At 66.7% G+C, this 25341-nt stretch carries 16 protein-coding genes and 1 tRNA gene; 11 read left to right on the forward strand and 6 right to left on the reverse strand.

All coding sequences use genetic code 11. From position 1 onward, the window contains the following. Positions 1-238 precede the first annotated feature (238 nt). Together AB0399_RS22315 and AB0399_RS22320 are read right to left on the reverse strand one after the other, a co-directional pair. Positions 239-898, reverse strand: coding sequence for a DUF6308 family protein (locus AB0399_RS22315; RefSeq protein WP_366412512.1), 660 nt, complete (start codon positions 896-898; stop codon positions 239-241). A gap of 302 nt (positions 899-1200) precedes the next feature. Next, a complete protein-coding gene (locus AB0399_RS22320) occupies positions 1201-1431 on the reverse strand; it encodes a hypothetical protein (RefSeq protein ID WP_366412513.1) in 231 nt (76 codons plus the stop codon). 362 nt (positions 1432-1793) lie between these two features. Between AB0399_RS22320 and AB0399_RS22325 the strand changes: the two genes are divergently transcribed. The 8 genes from AB0399_RS22325 (at position 1794) to AB0399_RS22360 (ending at position 16932) form a co-directional block, all read left to right on the forward strand. Further along, positions 1794-5249: a helicase-related protein gene (locus AB0399_RS22325; RefSeq protein ID WP_366412514.1), complete on the forward strand. Its 3456-nt coding sequence runs from the start codon at positions 1794-1796 to the stop codon at positions 5247-5249. Next, on the forward strand, positions 5249-7147 hold the full coding sequence (locus AB0399_RS22330) for a hypothetical protein (RefSeq protein ID WP_366412515.1): 1899 nt from the start codon (positions 5249-5251) through the stop codon (positions 7145-7147). The genes AB0399_RS22325 and AB0399_RS22330 overlap by 1 nt, the downstream gene beginning before the upstream one ends. Positions 7148-7221: 74 nt before the next feature. Continuing rightward, the gene (locus AB0399_RS22335; protein ID WP_366412516.1) at positions 7222-8766 is read left to right on the forward strand and encodes a hypothetical protein; all 1545 of its coding nucleotides are present in this window, start codon (positions 7222-7224) and stop codon (positions 8764-8766) included. A gap of 225 nt (positions 8767-8991) precedes the next feature. Continuing rightward, positions 8992-10482, forward strand: a complete 1491-nt coding sequence (locus AB0399_RS22340) for an ATP-binding protein (RefSeq protein WP_366412517.1) — start codon at positions 8992-8994, stop codon at positions 10480-10482. Between the two features lie 67 nt (positions 10483-10549). Then, complete coding sequence (locus AB0399_RS22345) at positions 10550-13342, forward strand: Z1 domain-containing protein (protein ID WP_366412518.1); 2793 nt, start codon at positions 10550-10552, stop codon at positions 13340-13342. Next, positions 13339-14352: a PD-(D/E)XK motif protein gene (locus tag AB0399_RS22350; RefSeq protein WP_366412519.1), complete on the forward strand. Its 1014-nt coding sequence runs from the start codon at positions 13339-13341 to the stop codon at positions 14350-14352. Before AB0399_RS22345 ends, AB0399_RS22350 begins: the two co-directional genes overlap by 4 nt. Further along, complete coding sequence (locus AB0399_RS22355) at positions 14345-16369, forward strand: AIPR family protein (RefSeq protein WP_366412520.1); 2025 nt, start codon at positions 14345-14347, stop codon at positions 16367-16369. The genes AB0399_RS22350 and AB0399_RS22355 overlap by 8 nt, the downstream gene beginning before the upstream one ends. 125 nt (positions 16370-16494) lie before the next feature. Beyond that, positions 16495-16932: a very short patch repair endonuclease gene (locus tag AB0399_RS22360; RefSeq protein ID WP_366412521.1), complete on the forward strand. Its 438-nt coding sequence runs from the start codon at positions 16495-16497 to the stop codon at positions 16930-16932. 10 nt (positions 16933-16942) lie between these two features. Here AB0399_RS22360 and AB0399_RS22365 read toward each other — a convergent pair whose 3' ends face one another. Further along, on the reverse strand, positions 16943-18856 hold the full coding sequence (locus AB0399_RS22365; RefSeq protein ID WP_366412522.1) for a DNA cytosine methyltransferase: 1914 nt from the start codon (positions 18854-18856) through the stop codon (positions 16943-16945). A 681-nt stretch (positions 18857-19537) separates the two neighbouring features. Here AB0399_RS22365 and AB0399_RS22370 point away from each other — a divergent pair. Further along, positions 19538-20368, forward strand: coding sequence for an IS5 family transposase (locus tag AB0399_RS22370; protein WP_366412523.1), 831 nt, complete (start codon positions 19538-19540; stop codon positions 20366-20368). Here the strand turns inward: AB0399_RS22370 and AB0399_RS22375 are convergent. The 3 genes from AB0399_RS22375 to AB0399_RS22385 all read right to left on the reverse strand — a co-directional run bounded on the left by AB0399_RS22375 (position 20286) and on the right by AB0399_RS22385 (position 23248). Continuing rightward, on the reverse strand, positions 20286-20879 hold the full coding sequence (locus AB0399_RS22375) for a hypothetical protein (RefSeq protein ID WP_366412524.1): 594 nt from the start codon (positions 20877-20879) through the stop codon (positions 20286-20288). The two genes, AB0399_RS22370 and AB0399_RS22375, sit on opposite strands and share 83 nt — an antisense overlap. Positions 20880-21157: 278 nt before the next feature. Continuing rightward, positions 21158-22111: a restriction endonuclease gene (locus AB0399_RS22380; protein WP_366412525.1), complete on the reverse strand. Its 954-nt coding sequence runs from the start codon at positions 22109-22111 to the stop codon at positions 21158-21160. A 1063-nt stretch (positions 22112-23174) separates the two neighbouring features. After that, positions 23175-23248 (reverse strand) — tRNA-Thr (locus AB0399_RS22385). A gap of 216 nt (positions 23249-23464) precedes the next feature. Between AB0399_RS22385 and ugpC the strand changes: the two genes are divergently transcribed. Continuing rightward, entirely contained in the window at positions 23465-24580 is a 1116-nt protein-coding gene (ugpC, locus tag AB0399_RS22390; RefSeq protein ID WP_329366166.1) for a sn-glycerol-3-phosphate ABC transporter ATP-binding protein UgpC, read from the forward strand. Between the two features lie 266 nt (positions 24581-24846). Next, positions 24847-25257, forward strand: coding sequence for a hypothetical protein (locus AB0399_RS22395; protein ID WP_328467598.1), 411 nt, complete (start codon positions 24847-24849; stop codon positions 25255-25257). Positions 25258-25341 lie beyond the last annotated feature (84 nt).

Here is a 25341-nt window from a genome sequence, read left to right on the forward strand (position 1 = left end):
ATCATCCGACAACACCAACTCGGCCTTCGGCCGACCCGTCCGCACCACAGACACAGCCTACCGTTATGAACAGAACTCCCGACTCAGAACACTAGGACATCCGTGCGGACGCGTCAGCCGTGGACCTCGCGCCATGGTCAGCAATTGGCGGTTTATAGAAGCTGGACAGTCACTTCTCAAGCGACCTGTCACGCTCCCCCTCCGAGTCCCAGGCCATCCCGTCGCCCGGACGACTTCTTCATGCTGGCACTACGCCTGCGGCCTCGCAGCCGGTGACCTCGTGCTCCCAGATGACGATGTCGGCCGCGCGTAGCAGACTGAGCGGTCTGCCGTCCGGGGTCACCGTGTGCGACGCCAGTTCGGTCAACCACCGACGGTGGGCGCGAAGATCACTCTGGTAAAGCGGCCACAGCGTGCGTGGCGTGTCCCGGCAGGCACCGACAGGCGGGACCTCGCCTGTGTAGAAGCGGTACACACTACTGTCAAAGATGGGCACGAGGTGAGGCCGCTTCCGGTGGAGAATCTTGGTCACCGCCACCGCCTTGATCCCTTTGACGTTGCCGCTCAAGGCGAGCGCCCGGTCGACGAGATGCCAGGGGCCTTCGCGGTCGTCCAGCCGGACGTCGAGGAAGTCGGCGGTAACGCATCTGCGGTCGCCGAGGACCGCCTGCATGGCTTCCAAGAGCGACGCACCAGCGCCATCCGGCTGGAACAAGGGGACGACTTGACCGTAGGAGATGGGGACGCTGAGCAGTGCCGGCGCGAGGCAGTCAACCGGCTCTAGCCGGTCGGGGTTGCCCTGACGATCGTAGGTGTTGAAGGCCCGCGGCCCTCCGATGTCGATGTAGTGGCCCAGATGGCGCTCAGCGCATCCGGTCAGTGCTGCAAGGCTCAGCATGTTGTCCCCCTCCCACCTGCCTCGGTGCGGGCCTCGCTCGGAGATTGATGCAGGTACGGGTCCCTGCCGGACGCGCTGCGGCATCGAGGACTGCGCGGACCCCCTCGTTCAGTAGGCATCGTAGGAGAAGGCCGTGTTTCCGGTCGTGTAAACGGTGATGGCGCTCTGACCCAGCTCGCCGCTGGGTTCGACGCCGGGGCTCGCCACCGTCTAGCGCTACATCAGCGAACGGTCGAGGTCTTGGCGGCCCTCGCCCCGACCTCACAGCAACCGTCCGGACTGCGGCCCGCAAACCATCGCGTTCAAAGGACTCCGCGCTCGAGCAGATCCCGGATCGCATTCTCCTGCTGACGCAGCACCACCCGACCGTCGCCGTCGCTGTATGCCACGAGCAGCATCCCAGGGTTCAAGCCGCCCTCGGTGAGGACTCCGAGCGGGATCTCGACTGACCCATCCTCGCCAAGCCGGACCTCAGCAGGCTCTCTGATCACCGCTTCCGGATGCCACAGCGTGGACCTCTTACCGTTCACCATCCACGTGATCAACATACGTTCCGACCAGTGATCGAATTGATCACCAGAAGGCCCCGATCAAGCCAGATTTGATCGACTGCCGCTACTGGTTTGCGAGTTCAGGTGCCCATACCCGATGCTGCTGGAGTTCGAAGAAGCAGAAGACCTCCGGTCATGGCGCCGTGCCATGGCGGCTTCTGACTCGCGGACCTTGGAGATCCTGTGGGCACACTTGCCCCCCGGGTCGGTCTGGTATGCCCAGCCGGACCGACACACACTTCTGAGCTGTCTGGGCTCTCGCCACGCATAACTTGCGAGAGCGGGCGCCTCGTCTCCGTAACCCCGCTCCTGGGAGAGCGTGTCGGGTTCGACGGGGAGGCGCCATGACCAGGTCCTCATTCGCGCCGAGCGTGGCGCAGCAGACCGCTCTCGTTGACCACCTCGTCGACGCCGTTGTCTCCGATGCGACGGGCGAGGCCCAGGGAGACGTCTGTTTGGGTGAGCCTCCGAGTGCTCGGTATTTCATGGAGAGCCTCGGCCCGCACACTGTCGAACCAGGTGGCAGCGCTCCGAGGTACGGCCGTACGACACCGGACAGTCTCGGGTTCGAGTTCGAGGCCGAGAACGCCAGCTCCATCACCGTCAAGGCGAAGGCATCTTTCTACTACGCAGCGCTTCCCACTCGATCGCAACAACTGGATTGGGCCGGTGAGCGGGAGGAACCGTATCGGCTGGCGCCGCTGTTCAAACGGCTCGCCGTGAAGGTCGGGCCCGTGGACGTCGTTCTCGGTCACGAGGCAGACCTGCGTAAGGTCCTGGAAGGTGAGTTCCGGCATGCCTTCGAAGAGGCCGCGAAGGAGGCCCTGCGGGACCCGCGGATCGACCGACGTGTCGGAAACGACCGCCGGGAGCGGTTGGTCCCGCCCGCCGCGATGGCAGACGACGTGGCCTTCGAGCGCTGGCTGGGCCGGGAGGTAGGCGGGGAACCCGTCGTCCCTTCCCCCGCCGCACACGTCGTCGTCACGTCCAGGCCCGTTGCACCGGGACGGCTTCGCGTGACCGCCACGCTGCAGAACCTCGCCACCGACCCCGTCGTCACGGTTCAGGGGCGGGGCAGCAATGCCGGCCGCACGCGTCGCGACGAGTCCAGGGACAACGCCCTGTTCCGCGCAGGTCTGGAAGTCGAGGGTGACCACCTCCTACCCATCGTGATGGATCTCGGCGCCGATGCGTACCGCTATTCCGGGGAGCTCGGGGCCTACGCGAACAACTGCGGTGTCGAGCCACGGTGGCACGAGGGTCGGCTCGTAGCCGTACGAAGCGTGCCTGTCCCGCAGCACGACACGCATCGTGCCGTTGCCAGAACAGACGAGCGCTGGAGCTACGCGACGCTTGCCGCCGACCCTCTTCCCGTCCTCGACGAGCTCGCCGAAGAGATGGAGGCGTATCTGGCGACTCCTGCCTGGAGCACTGCGGGTCTCCAGGAACGACCCGAACTCGCCCAGCGCAAGGAGACCGATCGGCGGGCTGCGGCTATGGAGATCGCACGCTTCCGCGACGGTGTCGGGTGGTTGCGGAGAGATAGGCGCCTCCTTACGGCCTTCCAGCTGGCCAACAAGTCCATGGTGGAGCTCAACAAAAGACGGAAGCGGCCGAGCCGCGGGTGGAGGCTGTTCCAGCTCGTCGCCATCGTCAGTCAACTCGGCGCCCTGGCCTGGCGAGAGCACCCTAAGGACGCCTTCACGCCCGGCCTCTGGGGTGACGAACACGATGTGGATCCCACTGAGGCTGCAACCGTCATCTGGTATCCCACTGGAGGCGGCAAGACGGAGGCGTACCTCGGCTTGGTGCTGGTCTGCATGTTCTACGACCGAGCGCGGGGAAAAACGGTAGGCGTCTCGGCATGGTGCCGCTTCCCTCTTCGGCTGCTGACCCTGCAACAGACCCAGCGGCAGCTCGACATGGTCGCCGCCGCAGAAACCGTCCGCCGCGAGAACGCGGCCGTGCTCACCGAGGTGGGCGGCGGCCCCGGGTGGCCCTTCTTCATCGGCTTCTACGCCGGTGGTGGCAACACCCCCAACTCGTTGACCTCGGACAGGATGATCGACCGCCTCCGCTCAAGCGAGGAGGAACGACACGCGTACCGCCTTGTCCATGACTGTCCTTATTGCGGCGAACGGTCGGTACGCATCCCTGCACCCGACCCGCAGCGGCTCAGGCTCCAACACGTCTGCGGCAACGATGCGTGCGGGAAGGTCCTGCCGATCCTCGTAGTCGACACCGAGATCTACCGGTATCTGCCCACCGTCGTGGTCGGAACCCTGGACAAGCTCGCCAACATCGGTCTGTCGGACAAGTTCGGCGCCCTCTTCGGCGACGTGGACTGCTGGTGCCGTCCCCACGGTTTCGGTCGGGGCGGAAAGTGCCACGAGCGTCATGCGCCGGGTCATCCGAAGATCCCACTCGAACCCCTGGGGGAGCCTCTCTACGACCCCTCCCCGTCGCTGGAGATCATCGACGAGCTCCACATGGTCAACGAGGAGCTCGGAGCCTTCTCCGGTCACTACGAGGGCCTCCTAGCCGAGGTACAGCGTACTCTGTCGTCCCGAGAGCGTGGCGACGGCCGGGGTGTCCGGATGAAGGTGGTCGCCACCACCGCCACCATCCGAGGCGAGGACCGCCAGAGCGAGCACCTCTTCGGTCTCAGGTCGGTAGTGGTTCCCCTCCCCGGACCCAACCTCGAAGAGAGCTTCTACTGGCGGCTCGACCGGGACCTTCCGCTTCGTCGCTTCGTCGGGGTCATGCCGACGCGCGGCACAGCGGAGATGACGCTGGTCAGGATCCTGACGTCCGCCCACCGTGCGCTGTGGAAGCTCGACAGCCGTCAGGACCTTCCTCTCGCGCTCGCGAGCTGGCCGGAGGACGAACTCCGCGCGGTTGTCGACCTCTACCGCACGAGCCTCACGTACGCCACCACGCTCGTCGACTTCGGGCGCATCCGCCGTTCCCTGGACACCCAGGTCAACGAGACCCTGCGCAGGGAGGGCTTTCCCGATCTCAAGGTGGCCGAGCTCAAGGGTGAAACGCGCTTGGACGAGGTGCGCGGCGTCCTGGACGACCTGGGCAGCACCAACGGCAGCACGGGCATGGTCGTCGCCACGAGCATGGTCAGCCACGGAGTCGACGTGGACCGGTTGAACCTCATGCTGTTCAACGGCATGCCCAGGTCCATGGCGGAGTACATCCAGGCGTCGTCGAGGGTGGGCCGCGCCTATCACGGCCTGGTCTTCATGCTCTTCAACCCTGTGCGGGAAAGGGACCGGTCGCACTACCGCTACCACGGCAAGTTCCACGAGTACCTGGACCGCATGGTCGAGCCGGTGGCCATCAACCGCTGGAGCAGGTTCGCGGTACGCAAGACCCTGCCGGGGATACTGATGGGACAGCTTCTCCAGATCGCGAACCGTGACTGGTGGCGGGCGGGTAACGCCCCGAGCCACCTGCACGACCTCTCGAAGATGCAGGCCGCCCTTCGTGGCCCCTCCGGCGGAGGTCTGGAAGGCGTCCAGCTGACCGACCTGTTGCAGGCGCTGCACTCGGTCTTCCAGTCAGAGCGCCCAGAGGCGCAGGAACTGCGCACCGATCTCGAGGAGATGGTGGAACACGCCCTCGCGAGCCTCCGTTCGGCAGGCGCCTCCGCCGGTCTCGCGGGTGGGAACAACCGGGGATACCGCGCGACGGGCGACTACCTGGGCCTCGAGTACCGGCCCATGACAAGCCTCCGCGACGTCTCCGAGGGCATCCCGTTCCACATCGTGTCCGACAGCAGGAGGTCGTGATGGCGTTCAATCCGAGGAACGACGACATGGCCCGCGCCCGGGGTCAGGTTCTCTACCGGTACCGCCCCGGTCAGACCTTCGACCACCGCGGTGGCTACACGGCCCAGGTGGTGCAGTTCGGGCGTGACGAGGAGTTCGACGGTCCCTCGCTCGACCGCGAGCACCTGGTCCGGGAAGCAATGCGGTTCGTGCGCAGGTGGCGGGCCGCTGGCCGTGGGTTCTCCGCCGGGGCCGACCGGGCACCGGAGTTCCCCGGGGACGAGGACCGGCTTGCCGATCGCCACTACGAGGTCGTGGTCCCGGGCAAGGTCTTCTGTCGCATCTGGCCTCGGGTGGTGCGCTGTTCCAGCGGCGGCTGCGGACACGTCTGGACAGCCAGTGACCCGCGACCCGGGACGGACGACTGGCCGCCGGCATGCCCCGTCTGCAGCAACGCAACCGGAAACCGGCAGCTGCAGTTCGTCTTCGCACATAAGTGCGGCGAGATGTCGCCTATGTACCCACCGAGCAAGTGCCCCAGGGGGCACACCCGGTTCAGGCTGGACGACCGGGCAAGCCGATTCCGCGACTTCCGCTGGGAGTGCATGACCTGCGGCTTTCCCCTGCCTGTCCAGTGGAGTTGCAGCAACTCCGCGTGTGGTTACCCGGACAAGTTCATGCATCCCCTGCTCCACACCGCGGGGACGGCTCACGTCGGGCAGGGCCTCACTCTCGTCAATGTGACCACGACAGAGGAGGCCACCCGACAGGGCAACCCCTTGTACACGGCTGCGGTGCTCGGTTGGTGGCTTGGCGAGATCACCGAGGACGAGTTCCGGCGGCTCACCGACGGACACACCGTGGACGTTCCCGACGAGGTCGTCGAGAGCATCCGTGTGATGGAGGAGGCCGGCCTGGACGAACAGGCACGCGCGCTCCGTGCACGCTTCATGCCGGTCGAGGTCGAGCATCTGCGGGACAACGTGGGCAAAGCCCTCGGACTGGACACCGAGAGCGACGACGCACGGGGCCTCGCAGCAGAGCTCCACACCTATCGCCGAGTCCTGAACCTGGAGCGCCTGGGTGTACCGCGACTCCAGAGGGAGGCACGCAACCCCGAACGCCGGGCCCTGTACGAGCGCTATCCCGGCGTGCTCGCAGCTGCCGGCCTCGGCCAGGAGTCCTGCCTGATCAGTGACCTCCCGATCACCTACCTCGCGATCGGATACAGCCGGACCGGATTCAGTCCCGAGGAGGCGGACCTGGTGCCCTACCGAGGACGCGTGGCACGGGGCGCCCCCGAGAAGACCCTCCTCTATGCCCACCCCACCGAGGCGGAGGCCCTCCTCTTCCCAGTGGACCGGGAACGGGTGAGCCAGTGGTTGGTCCGCAACGAGCTGGTGAGCCGCAGCAGCCTGGATGATGCCGGGGGCGTCACCAAGTGGCTGGTGCACCAGCTGGGCCCCAGTGACGGGCAGGCCCTGTCGCACGAGACCCGGCCGGAACCGGGACACCCGGATCTTCCCGTCCACGAACTGTTCGGCCTGCTTCACTCCCTGTCGCACCAGCTGCTTCGTGCCCTGGCGGTCGACAGCGGCTACAGCGAGACGAGCCTGTCCGAGTACCTCTTTCCGTATGACCTGGCATTCGCCATCTACCCCAACGGTGGCAGCGATTTCAGCCTCGGCGCCATGCGGACGGTACTCGAGCAGAACCTAGACGCTGTGGTCAGCCGTGCGGTCGACAACGACGCGTGCCTGTACGACCCGAACTGCATGATCACGAACGAGGGTGCGGACCACGGGTGTCTCCAGCTACCCGAGACCGCCTGCCAGTCCTGGAACCGGAACCTCTCCCGTTGGCACCTGTTCGGTTCCCCGGACGGTTCCAGGATCGGGTACTGGGATCCGTCGCTGTGAACCAACTGTGGGGGAGGGCATCGGCACGGTGCCCTCCCCCGCCTCCCGTCGTCCGCGGACGGATAGGAGTCCTCGTGAAGCCCGAACTGGATCTTCTGGGCGCAGTCTCTGACGAGCGCGCCCGCGTTCGCGCGCACCCGGCATGGGGGTCGGGGCCCGAGCGGATCTACGATCTGCTCCGCACGGCGACCAGGCTGCGCGCTATGGAGATCACCGCAGGGGTGACGTCCGATCTGACCTGGGAAAGTGTCCTTGCCCAACTCGTCGTCTGGCACCATGAGTTCCCGGTTGGCAAGGGTCCGTGCTCGGAGGTCCACGCCACGGAGGTCACGGCCCTGGCCGCCGCTGCCCACCACCTTGACCTCCTGGAGACCGGCATACGCACCGGTGCCTACCAGGTACGTCCGACAGGGGGTGGTTTCCGTGTGCGTCACAGCTGGGACGCCTCAGTCGAGGTCGCCGACGCGCTCCTTGCCGCAGCCGCGGTTCCCTCACAGCTACCGAAGCTGTCCGAGACAGAACGCCGGTGGATCGCAACAAGGTCCGGCAGCTCAAGGACGGGCCCACCACCAGAGGTACTGCGGGCTGCCGTCGACCGTGCCTCGGAGACCATCGAGGCGTACCGGAAGGCGGTGCCCGAGGGACAGGTGCCCGACACCTTCCCACTCGGTGAGGGGATGACCGCCGGCGACATGACCGCGGTGCTGTCCGTGATCATGGGGATCGCCTCGCTGTGCGAGCAGACAGCCCACAGGCTGTCGAGGCTGGAGACGACCCTGGCACACATGCAGCTCTCGCAGCTCATGGTCGTCCTAACGGAGATGTGCCCGACTGTTCCCGAAACCCATCTGGCGCTCGCAGTGGAGAGGCTCACCTACAGCATCGGTCGTTCGTGCAGGACGTCCCCCCTCGTACGGCACGGCGAGACTGTGATCATCTGTCCACCCTTGGTAACACCCAGGGCGGTGGACCCCTTCATGCTTCGGTCCGCTGCCCACGACTCACGGCAGTTCGGTCGTATCGGACGTGAGCAAGGTGACCGTGCCACCGCATGGACCGAATGGCTACGCACCACCCCTGGCGCCATGGTGGCCGAGCGTGTTCCCGCGACCAGAGCCGACGGCCGGTCTGCCGGTGACCTCGACGTGGTCGTCGTAGACCCTGCCAGACGTGTCGGTCTGTGCCTGGAGATCAAGTGGCCGATCGAGGCGATCTCGCTACCCGAGGCCTTGAAGGTGGAGAACTGGGTCTCCTCCGCGGCTCGTCAACTGGACCGGCTGAGGGCAGAACTCCGGGCGGGCGCAGCGACAGCTCAACTGCCGGAAGGGTGGCCGTCGTTCGAGGCCATCGACTGGACCTGGTGCGTCGGTACCCCACAACAGCTCTGCCTTCGTCCCCTCCCGGCGCCGGAGATGCACGCCACGTCGCTTCGGTACGTACAGGCCCTGGGGCCGCCACCCGATCTCAGCACCCTGGTGGGAGCGCTGGTGAGACCCGACCTGCCGACGCAGGGTGTGCACTACGAGGTCACCAGAAGGTCTTTCCCCGTAGCGCACCGTCAGGTGCATCTGGACGTTCTCGGAGTGACCGTGGGTCGATGGCGCCCCCGGTTCCGGTAGCCCTGGACGACGGTCGGACGCCCTGATCACGGCCCCGGCACCGTTGTTCCAGATACGGACACCTATGCGCGCTCTGCACCTATCATTGCTCCGGGGTGGGGCATCCGCATTCAAGGTGATGTGGCATGGAGGGGGACCGGCCGAGAGCCGTGCCCGTCGCAGTCCTCTGATATCCCGGACGGCCGCCCATCGCAACCGTCAGCCAACGGGGACACAGCACCGAACATGAGTGTGAAGCAAGAGGACTACGAAGTCGCCGCGCCGGATCCGGCGGGCATGGTCGCGTCGTTGAGTTCGCTCGGTTATTCGCTCGAGGCAGCTGTCGCGGACCTCGTGGACAACAGCATTTCGGCCGGGGCGCGACACATCGACGTGGAGTTCACCTGGGCCGGAGTCGACTCGTGGGTCGCCGTGGTCGACGACGGCGACGGGATGACCAACGACCAGCTCGTGACAGCCATGACGGTGGCGGCTCGGGGCCCGGGGACCGTACGGACGAGTACCGACCTCGGCAGGTTCGGCGTCGGTCTCAAGTCCGCCTCGTTCTCACAGGCCCGGCAACTCACTGTGGCCAGCTCTGCCGGCGGTGAGTGGAGCGTCCGGACGTGGGACCTCGAAGTCGTCGAGGCCTCTGGCAAGTGGCTCCTGCGCCGAGGCACCGATCCGGAGACCGCCACCCTCCTCGAGCGTCTTCGTGACGGCGAGGACAGTGGCACAGTTGTGCTCTGGCGCCGCCTCAGGGGATTCCACTCCGAGGGCGTCGGTGCGGATGACGAGCGGATGCAGCAGCAGTTCTACGACGACGCAGCTCGTACCGAATCCCACTTGGGCATGGTGTTCGCCCGGTTCCTCGTTGGATCGGGTCGGCGCATCATCCGAGTCTCAGGAAACCCGGTCGAACCCTGGGACCCGTTCATGCGCGCGCATCCGTCCGTGCAGCGCCTACCCGTCGAGAGCCTCCCGCTGGCCGACGGCCTGGTCAGGGTGGAGGCATTCGTACTGCCCAATGCACAACGCCTGTCCGAGGACAACTACGCCCGGGCCGCAGGCCCGGCAGGATGGCTGGGGCAGCAGGGCTTCTACGTCTACCGTCGGAACCGGCTGATCCTCGCTGGGGACTGGTTGGGGCTTACGGGCATGCGACGGGAGGAGAGGTACAACCTGGCGCGAATCGCGATCGACATCTCAGCCGAGACAGATGCGGACTGGGGGGTGGATGTCCGTAAGGCCAGCGTCGTGCCTCCCGTGGCGCTGCGTCGGCACCTGCGCCGGATCGGCACGAAGACGCGTGCCCGCGCCGCAGAGGTCCTCCGGCACCGCGGGCGGGTCTCGGCCCGGACGCATGGTGATCCGCTCCTCTACGCCTGGACCGTCAGGCGAGAGCACGGACAGGTCATCTGCAGGATCAACCGGAGTCACCCACTTGTACGGGAGCTGCTCCAGCACGGTCGGGACACGGCACCGGAGACTCGCGCGCTGATCCGCCTGCTGGAAGAGACGGTACCCGTCACAGCACTTCGCGCCCTCCACGAGACGGATTCCGAGGACGACCCGGTTCCGTTCGGAGGAGCCTCTACGGCTCCCCCTGAGGCTGTGGAGGTGGCAGAACAGGTCTTCAGAGCACTCGTCGCCCAGGGACGCTCTCCCAGCGCGGCCCGGGACCGGATTCGGGTCATGCCTCCCTTCGACCAGATGCAGGGGTTCTGGAACACCTGACCCCCTCTTGTCGGTAACGGCACCTACCCTTGCGCCACACCAACTCCCGACCTTGCGGAGGCCGTTCGTGAGCACCACCACCGACGACACCTTCACGGTGGCCCGTCGCGTCGCCCTGGCCATGCTTCCCGTGGACCGTCAGGCCTCCCCAGAGGAAGTGACCAGCGCCGTCAACGCGGTCATGGGCATGATGGCCGCCCAGGGGAAGGCCCTCGATCACGACCAGTTCACGAAGGACCTCCAGGAGATGGTCGCCGTCTACCAGGAGATCTCGTCCGGGCTGCACGACGACGCAGGGCACAAGGCGTGGTTGCCGGACGCGAAGAACGACCGGGACTGGGACTTCTGGGATCGCTACCGGCTCTATCTAGAAGACGTGCGCAACATGCCCCGTCGGGTCGTCTGGCGGCTCGACGAAAGCACCGACGAGGTCCTAGGGGAGCTGGAGGACCCGCGGCGTGAGGGTTCGTGGCGCCGCTCGGGCCTCGTGATCGGCCAGGTCCAGTCCGGCAAGACGGGGCACTACATCGGTCTCGCGGCCAAGGCCGTGGACGCCGGCTACAGGTTGATCGTCATCCTCGCCGGCATCCACAACGACCTGCGCAGCCAGACCCAGCTGCGAGTGGACGAGGGGCTTCTGGGATTCGACACCCAGCATCTGATGCGCTCCGACGAAGCGGGGGCCAGCCGCCGACGCATCGGCGCGGGAGCGATGTCGCACGCGAAACAGCTGCCCAGCGCGTCGCTGACCAACAGTTCCGAGAAGGGCGACTTCGACCGCCGGACCGCGGCGAAGGCCAACCTGCCCATCGGGAGTTTTCCCGTCATCCTCGTGATCAAGAAGCACCGCAAGATCATCGACAACCTGCGGGAATGGGTGACGAGCACCCACGGACAACACGACCCGGAGCAGGGTCGGGACGTCGTCCGCAACGCTCCGTTGTTCGTGATCGACGACGAGGCGGACAACGCGTCGATCAACACCTCCAAGGACTCCGACACCGACCCCTCGAAGATCAACGCCGCAGTCCGCGAGCTCCTGAAAAGCTTCGACAAGGCGTCGTACGTCGGCTACACCGCCACGCCCTTCGCCAACATCTACATAGACCCGGACGCGAACCACAAGAAGTACGGGCAGGACCTCTTTCCCGAGGGTTTCATCCGGACGCTGCGCGCTCCCTCGAACTACCTGGGCCCTGAGAGGGTCTTCGGTCTCCGGGCTGACGACGTGGAGGAGGAGAACATCGAGCCGTTGCCTCTCGTCCGTGAGGTGACGGACGCTGACAGCTGGCTGCCAGGCAAGCACAAGTCCGGGCACGAGCCGGCCGACACCCTGCCCACCTCGCTCAGGGAGGCGGTCAGCTCCTTCGTCCTTTCCTGTGCCGCGCGCCGGGCCCGTGGACGTGCCACGGACCACAACTCGATGCTCGTCCACGTCACACGGTTCACAGCTGTCCAGGAGATCGTCCGGACGCAGATCGACGACTTTCTCCGGCTCACCAAGGACAGTCTCCGCGACCGCCACGGCAGCGCGGCAGGGGCACGCGTGGAGGAACTCCGGGCGCTGTGGGAGAGGGACCACGTGCCCACCACGGCCTACTTCACCGCGGACGACGCGGTACGTCTGGCCTGGGACGAGGTCGCCCCTCACGTTCTTCCCGCACTGCGAAAGATCGAGGTGAAGGCGGTGAACGGGGCAGCCAGAGACGCTCTTGACTACTACGAGCACCGCAGGACAGGCCTGTCGGTCATCGCTGTCGGGGGCGAGAAGCTCTCCCGAGGACTGACCCTCGAAGGACTCACCGTCAGCTACTACCTTCGTGCGTCGAAGACCTACGACACACTGCTCCAGATGGGCCGGTGGTTCGGGTACCGACCCGGCTACGAGGACCTCTGCCGCCTGTACACCACGGCGTCCCTGAAACGGGCCTATGTGGAGATCACGGCCGCGACGGACGAATTCCGCAGGGAGGTCGAGGAGATGGCTGCTCTTCGCCTCACCCCCCGTGAGTTCGGGCTCAAGGTCAAAGCCTCCTCGCTGGGGCTCGGCGTCACAGCGGCCAACAAGATGAGGAACGGCACGAAGGTCCTGCTCAGCTTCTCAGCCGAAGGCCCTGAGACCGTGCTCTTCAACCTCTCCAAGAGGGCCGTGCAGCAGAACTTCGCGACGCTGGAAGCGTTCGTCAGCAGGTTGGACCTCATCTCAACTCCCTCGGTAGAAATGCCGGGCAACAGCGTGGTCTGGAAGGACGTTCCGCCTGAGGAGATCGTCTCGGGATTCTTTGCGTCGTACCAGCCCGACCGTGCGGCGCAGCGGGTACGCCCGGCGTTCATCGCCGAGTACATCCGCAAGTGCGCCGCGGTCGGTGAACTGGGAAGGTGGACCGTGAGGCTGGTGGGCAGGAACCCCGCAGATCCCTCCGTCGACGTCTCGGGGCACACCGTGGGAATGGTCACGCGCCGACCGCTGAACGACCCGGAGAGCGAGGGCCGGTACACGATTCGTCGGGTGCTGAGTCCGATCGACGAGAGCCGCGACCTCGACGAGAAGCAGTACGCCAGCGCCCTGGTCAGGACCAAGAAGTCCGCCGAGGGAACGACCAACAGCAAGGGTGAGCCGCGTGACCCGAAGGTGCCGGCCGGCCCGCAGATCCGGTGCCAGAGACGCTCCGACCAGCCTCTGCTCCTGATCTACCCCATCAGGCCGCCCGCCTTCGGTGACCTCGATCCCGGGACACCGTTGGTCGGCTTCGCAGCGAGCTTTCCCCGCTCCAGTCACCAGGAGAAGACCGAGTACGTGGTCAACGACATCTGGATCAAGGAGGACATCGAGACCTACGACGAGGAGGACGACGAGTGACGATCACCGAGAGCGACTGGATCGAGCTGGAAGACGCGCCCCAGGCGACGCCAGGGCGCTCGATGCGTCGGATCCACTCGAGGTCGCCCCACGACATCTTCCTCTCCGTCTCCCACCCGGGCCATCGTAGGATGCTGGTGTTCCAGGCAGACGCCACCGCTGCCGAGGGTGTGGTCCGTTCTCTGGACCGGCTTCCGCAAACGGCCGGCCTTGAGCTGTCGCTCACCTCCTTGTCGCGCCACCAGTACGAACTGCAGGTAGTGCTCACTGCGGACGACCTGCGAGAGGTCTTCACGCCGCTCGTCACGGACATCGCTGCGACTGCCAAGGACGAGCCCACCAGTCTCGAAGCACTGACCGCGGTGGTCAGCCGGTTCGGTCACTGGCAGAACCTGCTGCGCTCCGTGGGGCGTGACGGTCTCGGAGCAGAAGCGCGGCGAGGCCTGTTCGGCGAGATACTGGTTCTCAGGGACCAGGTGGTGGTTTCGCTGCCGCAGTCCGAGGCGGTGGCCGCCTGGACGGGTCCCACCGGCGCCAACCAGGACTTCCAGTGCGCGAGCGTGGCCATCGAGGTCAAGACGACCACGGCTAGGAGCTCGGGGGCTGTGCGCATCGCGAGCGAACGGCAGCTCGACGACGCGGGAACGTCCGCTCTGCTCCTTGCACTCGTCACGCTCGACGAAAGACGCGGAGGGACCGGGCGGAGTCTCAACGCACTCGTCGACGAGGTGCGGCACCACCTCGCCAACCCCGGCGCACGAGCACGGTTCGACGGACTTCTGGTACAGGCTGGCTATCTGCCAGGCCAAAGGGGGCTGTACGACGAGCCGCGCTACACGCCTCGGGAAGTCCAGTTCTGGGAGGTGCGCGACGGTTTTCCCAGGATCGTCGAGTCCGGACTGCCCGCCGGCGTGAGTGACTGTGCCTACAGCCTGACGCTTGCGGGACTCGACCAGTACCGCGTCGGCGACGCCGAGGTGGGCGACCTGATCAGGGGAGAGAATGAGTGAACTCAACCAGGGTGCGTACGCCCGCCAGCTCGTGGGCGATGTCCTGGCGACAGCGGAGGCCGAACGCACGACGACTCCGGAGGCGTTCACCACACGCGTACTCGAGGAGCTCGAGGAGGCGGGCGTCGTCTCCAGCACCTACAGCGCCTACCACCGTTCCCACGGCTTGGAGGTGCACGGCTACGCCGCGGGAGAGGAGTCCGGAAGGCTCGATCTCTTCATCACTGACTTCCGGCAGTCGCCGCTGGAGGACAAGCTCACGAAGGCGCAGGCCGAGTCCCGTTTCAAACGTCTTCTGACGTTCTTGCACCGCTGCCAGAACGGGCTACGTCAGCACATCGACGAGTCGTCGGACGTCTACGACATGTGCGACGCGGTGGAAAAGGCTCTCACCGACGCCACACAGATCCGCCTCTTCCTGCTGAGCAACGCTGTCAGCACGTCGGAAGCCCCAGGCCCCACCAGCTTCGGGCGCACACCCGTCACCCACGAGATATGGGATCTTGTCAGGCTGCACCGGCACGCGACATCCGGCACCCTGAGCGAGCCCATCCTCGTCTCGTTCGACCCACCCCTCCCTTGCCTGTCCGCACAGAGTACGGAACCGGACCACTCCGTGGCACTCGCCGTCCTCCCCGGAGACCGACTGGCTGATCTCTACGCGGAGCACGGCACAAGGCTGCTCGAACTCAACGTGCGTTCCTTCCTGCAGACGAGAGGCACGGTCAACAAGGGAATCCGGGAGTCGCTGCTACACGCACCTGGCCGCTTCCTGGCGTACAACAACGGCATCACGGCAACGGCCTCCCAGGTGGAGTTCGTCGAGGGAGCCGACGGCCAGCGCCTCGGGATCTCGAGGATCCACGGCCTGCAGATCGTGAACGGCGGCCAGACCACGGCCTCTCTCCACCATGCCAGGAAACGGGACAAGGCCGACCTGGCGAACGTATGGGTACAGATGAAGCTGACGGTGGTCTCACCCGAAAGGTTGATGGAGATCGTCCCGAGGATCTCCGAGTACTCGAACACCCAGAACAAGGTGACCCTGGTCGACTTCAGCTCCAACCACGAGTTCCACGTCGACGTGCAGCGGATCACCCGCTCTCTCTGGGCTCCTGCAGCGGACGGCAGTGGTCACGAGACGCACTGGTTCTACGAACGCGCACGCGGCCAGTACGCGGACGAGCTGGCCCAGTTGAGCGCCGCCGGCCAGAAGCGGTTCAGGGCTCTCTGGCCCACGAGGCAGAAGTTCACGAAGGCGGACCTCGCGAAGTACGCCCACTCCTGGGATCAGCTGCCGTTCCTGGTGAGCCGAGGGGCTCAGAAGAACTTCAACGAGTTCATGATCAACCTCCGAGCGCAGCCCTTCGAGGTGGACGCGGCGTACTGTCGGCGGACCATCGCGAAGGCCATTCTCTTCAGAGCTGCGGACGGCATCGCCCGTGGCCACGACGCGGGAAGCTACAAGAGCGCGATCACGACGTACACGGTGGCACGTCTCTCCTTGGCCACAGCAAAGCGCATCGACCTCGACGTGATCTGGCGTCGTCAGCACGTGTCAGAGGCACTTGCGGCCGCTCTCGACGACCTGTGCCCGAGGGTCATGGCTGCCGTGACCAACCCGCTGCGAGGCACGCACGTGGGCGAATGGGCCAAGCAGGCGGCGTGCTGGGACGCCGTCGCCCGCGTACGGTGGTCGGTGCCTCGCGCTCTGGAGGCCGAGCTGTCGGACCTTGCTGTCCAGGGCCACCATGGCGGCGAGGACGACGTGCCTGGTCCCGATGCGACCCTGGTGGCCGTCGCACGCGTCCCGCGGGAGGAGTGGGGGGACATCGAGCAGTGGGCGAAGGCCACGCGTAGCCTGGAACCATGGCAGCGGCAACTGCTCCAGGTCGTAGGACGTCGACTGAGCGTGAACGAGCCCGTCTCGGAGGCCCAGGCAGCACAGCTGCTGCACGTGCGCAGCGAGGCGCTACATCTGGGGTTCATGCCCGGAGGAAACGCGAGGCCCCTGTGACTTCCCTTCCCGAGGCGTCCAGCAGGTCGCCTGCGTCCCTGGCGGATCAGGCTACGGACGGCCGGTGCGAACAGCAGGGCGAGCAGCGTCCGACTTCCCGTGGCGGCGGAACGGGCGGACGCTGGGTGAAGACTGAGAAGGGCGAGCACCTGAAGGGTCGGCGCGCACGGGACACGGCCCCGGAGGTGGCGCTCCGCCGTTCCCTGCACCGACTCGGCTTCCGATTCCGCCTTCAGCGGCGAGTGGCCCCCCGATGCACCGCGGACTTCGTCCTGCCGAAGCACCACTTGGCCGTGTTCGTCGACGGCTGCTTCTGGCACGGTTGCCCAGTGCATGGTGCTCGCGAGTTCCGTGGCCCGAACGCGTCGCGCTGGGCGGAGAAGATCCAGACCAACCAGGCCCGCGACCGGCGCAACAGCCAGTCGGCCCGCGAGGCCGGTTGGCGGGTGATCCGGGTCTGGGAGTGTGAGATACGGAATGACCCGGATGCTGCGGCACAGCGGGTGGTGGAGGCAACCCGTGTAGGTGCCACACCCCACACCGCTGCATCTGACTCCACGTGACAGCGTGAGGTCAGAAAATCGTCGGTGTCTCCTCCTGACGCGGGCAGAAGGAGGCGAGCGGACATTCCGCACAGAGCGTCTGCTGCTCCCGGCAGAGCTCCGAGCCGATCAGCCGGATCGCGGCCATGCGGAGAGGAGCATGCTCCCCTGCTCCGAGGAGCTTCACTAGATTGACCCTGCCGTCGCTGAGGCGGTTCTCGTGATCCGTCCTGACCCCGTTCATCCGAGCCGCGACGCGGATTGTGCCCTGCCCCACCAACATGAGGTCATCACCGATCAGCAACCTGTACAACGACTCCTCTGCCGGCTTCATCGCGAGCATGCCCGGGACCTCAAACCGGTTCTTCGGCTTCCAGACCACAGGCTGGTCTGCCAGCAGTTCCAAGCGCTCGATGCGTCCCCTCACGACGGCGTTGGGAGCCGCGGCGAGCAGCTTCTGCAAGCCCTTGGCCGTGAGCTGCTTGGACCGACGCACGACCGCCATCAGAGCAGCCCGCTCCTCCGGCTTCATCCGCGCTCCGGACGTCACAGCAGCCACAGCGGCGTGGAAAGGTACGGGCTCTGCACCTGGGAACTCGTACCAGTCGGCCTCCCGGCGCCGGTCGAGAGCCCACTTGGTGAGCTCCTTGCGGACCTGGCGCCAGTGAGGACTGAGTCCGCCGCCCGTAGGAGACTCGACTCCATCGACGGGTCTGAGAACCTCCGCTGCCGCCTTACCCAACATGGGCGGCACCGCGTTCCCGATCTGACGAAACGCGTCGCTCCGGGTGCCGGCGAAACGGAAGCCGTCGGGGAAGGTCTGGACACGGGCCGCCTCACGCACCGTGAGGGTACGCAGCTGCTCGGGATGGATGTACCAGTAGCCGTCCTTGGCGATGTGAGCGGTGATCGTCCGGCTCAGGTCGTCCCAGGGCAGCTTCTTGTACTTGTCGGTGTACTGGTCTGCGTTGTACCGCTGGTACTTCCACTCTTCGGGCTTGAGCTTCTCGCGCAGGTCCGAATACAGCGTGGTGTGGTCCATCACCGAGAAGATGACGTAGTCGTCCTCCCGGACTCTCCGGGTCATGTGGTCCCAGACCAAGCCCTCCGGTGCCCCGACGCGCATGTTCTTGGCGAAGGGTGCCATATCAGCGGGCTCACTGTAGGGCATCTCGCGCTCACCGACCCGCTGCAACGGCTGGACCTCGAGCTCAGGCAGATCGCCGATGGCGTCTCGGAGTGTCGTCCGGACAGGCTGGGGGGCACCCCACTCGAACCGGTCCACGTCGTTTCTCGCGAGCAGTATGAGCCGTTTGCGGTGCTGGGGAACCCCGTAGCTCCACGCGTCGACGAGTCGGACCTGGATCGCGTAACGGAGATCTTCCAGCTCCTCCTCGATCGTTCGGATCACGGAGAAATCGTCGCCGAGGCCCATGTCCGGGACGTTCTCCATGAGCACGACCCTGGGCCTGATCTCCTTGACGACGTCCAGGTAGGACCGCCACAACTTCTTCCGGTGGTCCTCCGGGTCCCGCTGTTGCTTGGCCACGAGATCGCGGATCTTGTTCCGGCCGGCCCTGCTGAACGGCTGGCACGGTGGCCCCCCCGCGACCATGTCGATATCCGCCGGTTCGAGCAGTTTCAGGAGCTCCGCACGTTTGGCCGGATCCCCGAGATCCATGCGGAGGGTCAGACCGGGGAAGTTGGCGCGGTGAGTCTCCAGGGCTCGCTCGTCGAAGTCGACTGCGGCGGCGAGTGTCCATCCTGCCTGCTGGACGCCGTAGCTCAGCCCACCTGCTCCGGAAAAGAGGTCAACAGCAAGCCTTTTGCCCTTGCCGAAAGTCTTCAGCCACTGCTCGAACTCCTCCGGGGTACAGCTGTTCTCGTGCGGATCAAGCTTGAGTGGATCACTCCGCTCGAGAGGCACACCGTAGTGGCCAGCCACAGTCCGACCTCCGTCACGACGACATGAACGAGCACCAGGACATCACATACGGGCTGGTCAAAGCAAGATCCAGAGGCCCTTGACCTCTGTGTTCCGCCTACTCAACATGCCGCTGTCCATGCTCGTACGATCCGTGGAGGTGTCCGTGACCTCCTGACTTCGCGTGAACGATCTGGTGCACTCCGCGGGATGCCAAGCATAGGGGACGCGCGTGGCGCCGGTTGCGTGGACCTCACAACTCCAGCTGCGTGAGTCTGTGAGCTCTGGCGTTCCTCCGATGCGCGGTCGCGGACCGGTGCACCGCCGTCGATAACATCACCGGTCCGCAGGCCAACGAAGACAACCGTTCTGCTGCAGGACTGGTCCTCACGGACGGAAGATCTTCAGGTGACGATCACGTCGGCGGCTGAGTGCGTTGTGGCAAACCGGATCTCGTTCGAGGCGTACGGCACGGGTGACCATCTGTACGGAGGTACGGGTACGGCCGCGGGAATGAAAGAACGGGCCCCTTGGTAGTGACGCGGTTACGACACCCAGCACGACCAAGGAAGCCCGTTGTCGGATCAGTTGAGCAGTATCGCTGTGCCCGCGTCCACCGCGCTCACCCCTGCGTGTGACTGCTACGTGCACCGGTACGGTTCGATCCCTCCGGGGCGGCGGGCAGCCTGCTACCCGAGCGACATGACGGATGCGGAGTGGGCCGAGGTCCGTGCCGCGATGCCGGTGCCAGCCTGGCTCCTCAAGCAGGGCGGACGCCCCGAGGCGTACTGCCACCGCGAGATGCTTGACGCGATGCGCTACCTGGTCGACAACGGCGTGAAGTGGATGGCCATGCCCGTCGACTTCCCCTGCTGGCGGGCGGTCTACGACTTCTTCCGCCGCTGGCGGACCTACGACTACGTGCGTGAACTGCACGAACGCCTGCGCCGCACGGCTCGGGAACGCAATGGTCGCAACGCCGAGCCCACCGCGGGGATCATCGACAGTCAGTCGGTGGACGCCTCCGAGACCGTCGGCGAGGACAGCCGCGGATACGACGGCGGCAAATCACGTGACGGCCGCAAGCGTCACATCCTGACCGACACCGAGGGCCTGCTCCTGGAGGTCACCGTGACGACAGCCGACGTCCACGACTCCAAGGCCGCTCCCGCGCTGCTGGAGACCTTCATGGACCAGCCGGGCCGGCTGCTGAAACCGGTCTGGGTCGACAGTGCCTACCAGGGCCCCGCCCTGGCCAAGGCGTTCGCCCGACACGGAGTCCGGGTCGAGATCGTGCGCCGATCCGACGGACAACGCCAATTCGTCGTGCTGGCCCGAAGGTGGGTGGTGGAACGCACACTGAGCTGGCTCTCCCGCTCACGCCGCCTCAACCGCGACCACGAACGCCGCCCCGATCACCACCAGCAGATGGTGTGGTGGGCCGCCACGATCAGGCTGTCGCGCCGGATGGCCGGCGACGCCCCGCGCTGGCCGGAGAAGCGTCCCGACCGACTGGCCCGGGCGCGGGCATGAACCGTCCGTTCTTCTCCCACACCAGCCAGCCCCGCTTCTCCAGCGCATAGGCACGGTGACGGATCTTCTCCACCTCGTTCTTGCCGTCCGCCTCCCGGCCCACCGCCCGCGCCAGCTCCACCCCGCTCACCGGCCCAGAAGCGGCCACCACCGCGGCGAACACCTCCCGATACAGGCCGCTGAGCACCTCCTCACCCATACCCGGCTGCCACACCGGCGGACGCTCGCCATACCCAGCCCCCGCGCCCAAGCCGCTCGATCCCACAGCGGCAGCCGCCTCACCACCACACGGCACGGCAGTCGGCACATCCACAGCGCTCTCCTCGGCCAGCACCGACACGAGCTCCTCACGCCCCACTCGGGCCCGCTCGACCCGCTCCCGCGCGGCATCCACCTCCGCCTGAGCCTGCTCCAGAACCTCCGTCCAGGACGCCAACTCCTGCCTCGCCCGCGCCTCACGCCGTTCCATCAACCCCAGCACCGACGGCATCGCACCCTCCTCGATCAACAACAAGCCGTCCGCTGCCTGCCCCTACCCCATCGCGATCATGCCCCGCACACGAAGAAGCCCCTGCCCATCGAACAGGGACTCCCTTTGCCACAACGCACTCAGATGACCCGTCCGAGGCCGCGCAAGGCGGATGGCGCCGACGAGCAGACCGTCTGAGCCCGTCCGGGCATCGCCCCTGCCGGTTCCGAGACCGGCAGGGGCGGCCACTCACGCGGACTGCCCCGTGCAGTCGAGTCGGCTACGCGCCTCCCCTCTGGGACAGCCGTAGCTCTGCCAGCTCAGGTGCGCTTGCTGAGCTTCTTTGCCTCGTTGATTGTGCGCACCCGATCGAGGAACCTCACTCCGTGCTCGCGGAGCATCGCGTCGACGTGGTGCGGCCTGCCGCCCGAGCTCAGCATGCGTACGGCCTCCTCCGTCAGTTGATCCTCGTCAGGCGAGGAAGACGTGCTCCCCAACGACCCGTTGAAGCCACCGCGAGGAGAAGGCGAGTGGGGTCTGGCTGGGCCCGCGGAGCTGCCGGAGCTGTCCGCTGAACGGAGAACGCGCATGGAGCGGGTCCCGAAAGCGAACTGCACCTCAGCGCGGGAGACCGTCGCCCGCAACACGCCGAGCTTGAAGTGTGTGGGCGTTCGCGAATGAAAGGCGAGGAGGAAAATTCCCGCCGCCCAACAGGCAGCGAAGATTCCGAGACCTTTCAGGACGTCGACAAGAAGAGGGCCGGTGTACGTACTCTCGTCGCCGATCGAGCCGATGGGCGCCACGAGGAGGGCCAAACCGATGATCAGGCGCCAGTTACGTCCCCAAAAGTTCGGCTGCTCTGCGGTCCCGCTGACCGCAGGCGGGCTCCCCGCCGGGAGGACACGACTGCTGATGCGTCGGGCCGCGGCGTTGACCGGCACCATCGCCCCGTCCAGGCGGTACTGGAACAGCGCGATATCCCGCTCCTGAGCGTAGTAGACGGCTGTGGACGCGTAGTTGCTGCCGGTGAAGAAGATGAGCTGTGCGTCTGACCCGTGCGGGCGGGCTCCGACGAACCGCTGAAGCTCGGGACGTCCCACCAGTGCGGCTTTGTACTTGACCTGCCCGAGCGCGCCGATGGCGCGGATGTCCACTCCACCGTCTGCCCCTCCGGGCTTGGCCGCGGCACCCGAGTAACCCCAATACCGCATCCAGCGGGCGGCGTTGTGCTCCGCCTGCTGCCATGACGATATCTGCACAGGCTGCGGAGGCATCCCACCGCCTGGCCCTGTGGCCACGTTCCCCCCCTTGTACCCCGACGCGGAAGTCGGCCGCGTTCGCGGCCAAGCAACGGCACCGCCGACCTGGGCTACCCAGACGCCCAACGTCGAGCGGCAGCCCCATCGGCACGGAGGCTGATGGGCACGCCCTCATCGACTTCGCACTGCCGTGCTCTTCGCCGCAGGGGCAGACACTCCAGCCATCGCGTTCTATGTATACGGCCACCGCGGCGGTGATGTCGGCCAGTTCGGTCAGCACGCCGACCGACACGCCAGGTCGGCCACCCGCCGCGACACCGGCCAGCGCGGCTCCGAGCTCGGTAGCCAGGTCGAGTGCCTGGTCCGCGATGCGTCCGTTGCCGTTCAACCGCGCGTACTTCGCCGCCTGCGCCGCCGCCATCACCAAGCGGCCCGCGACCCCCACCGGCAGCACGACGGTACGGGCATCAACCCGGACCGGCCGCACCGCATACACCTCTTCAGCACCCTCACCATCCGGATCGGCGGCGACGATCGCATCGGCCACCGTCTCCGGCACAACCAGGTGAAGGGCCTCCTCCGGGTCCATGTTCATGCGCTCGGTGACCGAGCGGACTATCAGGGCCACCACGTCGCGCACGGCGACCGGCTCCACCTCGACCCCGCGGGTCAACAGCACCGCGCTTGTCTGGGCGACCACCGCCTTGAAGTCCACGCTCTGCTGGAAGTCGGGCACGCCCCCAGCGTACGAGCTCCTCCTTGTGAGGATGCGACAACGCCTACAAGGCGCCGGACCGCCGGAGACCCACGCCGACCGGGAGCTGACGCCTCCCGCCGGACCGTGCAGAGCGCCTGCAGCAATCGCTGGGCCACCTCACGAACACGGTCACCGGTGACTTCTGCCATCCGAACCCAGCGCTCCCCGGGAAGGGCCCGGCGTCCTCAGCCCGTCCCGATGCGCTCCCCTCGCGCTCCCCTGACCTCTGCGCGAGCGACGCCGGCCGAAGCAGAAGGGCCCCACCGCTCACCGGACACGAAAAGGCCCAGGTCAGAGGGCATCTGAACTGGGCCATGACAGAGCCCCCTGTCGGGTTCGAACCGACGACCTACGCTTTACAAGAGCGTCGCTCTGGCCAACTGAGCTAAGGAGGCGCGGGGGCCAGTGTACCGGGCCAGGGGTGTGGGGGTGTGGCGAAAATCTTGCCCCGGGGGCTGGTGACAAGACGGAAATCGGCAGGTAGCGTCACGGTGAGCCCGCTGGTGAGGCGGGCTGTTCGATTTCGCGGAACACCTCCGGAGCCACTCCGGAAGCTTCCTTTACTCGGATCGTCCGGCACGTTCCTGCCGGTGAAGGGACTGTGAACAGTCATGGCAACTGTCACGTTCGACAAGGCGACCCGGATCTACCCGGGCGGCGACAAGCCCGCGGTGGACGGGCTCGAGATCGAGGTCGGGGACGGCGAGTTCCTGGTGCTGGTCGGCCCGTCCGGCTGCGGCAAGTCGACCTCGCTCCGCATGCTCGCGGGGCTGGAGGACGTCAACGCCGGCGCCATCCGCATCGGTGAGCGCGACGTCACGCACCTGCCGCCGAAGGACCGGGACATCGCGATGGTGTTCCAGAACTACGCGCTGTACCCGCACATGACCGTCGCGGACAACATGGGCTTCGCCCTGAAGATCGCGGGCGTCAACAAGGCCGACATCCGCAAGCGGGTGGAAGAGGCCGCGAAGATCCTCGACCTCACCGAGTACCTCGCGCGCAAGCCGAAGGCGCTCTCCGGTGGTCAGCGGCAGCGTGTCGCGATGGGCCGCGCGATCGTGCGTGAGCCGCAGGTCTTCCTCATGGACGAGCCGCTGTCGAACCTCGACGCGAAGCTGCGTGTGCAGACCCGTACCCAGATCGCCAGCCTCCAGCGCCGGCTGGGCGTCACCACCGTCTACGTCACCCACGACCAGGTCGAGGCCATGACGATGGGCGACCGCGTGGCGGTGCTCAAGGACGGTCTGCTCCAGCAGGTCGACAGCCCCCGCAACATGTACGACCGCCCGGCCAACCTCTTCGTCGCGGGCTTCATCGGCTCCCCGGCGATGAACCTGGTCGAGGTGCCGATCACCGACGGTGGCGTGAAGTTCGGCAACACCGTGGTGAACGTGGCGCGCGACGCGGTGAAGGCCGCGGCCGACAAGGGTGACAAGACGGTCACCGTCGGCGTCCGCCCCGAGCACTTCGACATCACCTCCGGCGCCGGCGGCCTGTCGAAGGAGGGCCCGGAGGGCCTGGCCGTGACCGTCAACGTCGTCGAGGAACTCGGCGCCGACGGTTACGTGTACGGCTCCGCCGAGGTCGGCGGCGAGCACAAGGACCTGGTGCTCCGCGTCGGCGGCCGCGAGATCCCGGAGAAGGGCGCCGTGCTGCACGTCGTGCCGCGCCCGGGTGAGAGCCACGTGTTCGCCACCTCCACCGGCGAGCGCCTCAGCGACTGAGCGACCGAGCGCCTCAGCGGCTGACACCAGCGATTCGGCGGCGGGCCGGTACGTCCAGGACGGGCGTACCGGCCCGCCGCCGTATGCGTATGCCCCGCTCCGCTCGGCACCGTTCACCCCGGCCCGCCCCACCACCCGACATAAATCCGCAAATCCGGCCTTTCGGGTGGGTTCGTCAACACGGTGACTGCGCCTGCCCTGTTTCACCTCCCTCGTCAGAGTGACTAAATGTCGCCAAATCATCACCAGTCGCTACGATCCGATGCGTGAACCAGGTAGCTCGCCGTCTCGGCAAGACATTCGCGCTCGTTCTTCCGGTCGTCCTCGTGCTGTCGGGGACGCTCGCCGTCACCCGCGTGCCGTGGGCCGGTTCGTCCTCGGACGGACAGGTGCTGACCGCGGCGTCGTCGAAGAAGCAAGCGGCCCTCGCGCCCCAGGAGGCGCTGCGCCAGAAACTGCTGGCCGAACTCCAGGAGAAGGACCCGGGCGCCGCCCTGACCGACCTCCAGGTGGCCATGGCCAAGCAGCCCAGCCTGGCGCGCTACTGCGTCGACATCGCCCGCTCGCTGGGCCGCGCGGCCGTCGCCAAGTACGACGGTGCCGCCCACCGCGCCCAGGCGTGGTCGCGACCGGTGTGCGACACCTCGTTCGCGACGGGCGTGGCGTCCGTCGGCTGAACGGTTCCCCGCCCTGACGGCACGCGGACAGGCGTACGGCCCGCACCACACGGGCCGTACGCCCCTCGTCGCATAGGGTGCGCT

This window comes from Streptomyces sp. NPDC088194, from assembly GCF_040702025.1.
Taxonomy (GTDB): Bacteria; Actinomycetota; Actinomycetes; order Streptomycetales; family Streptomycetaceae; genus Actinacidiphila.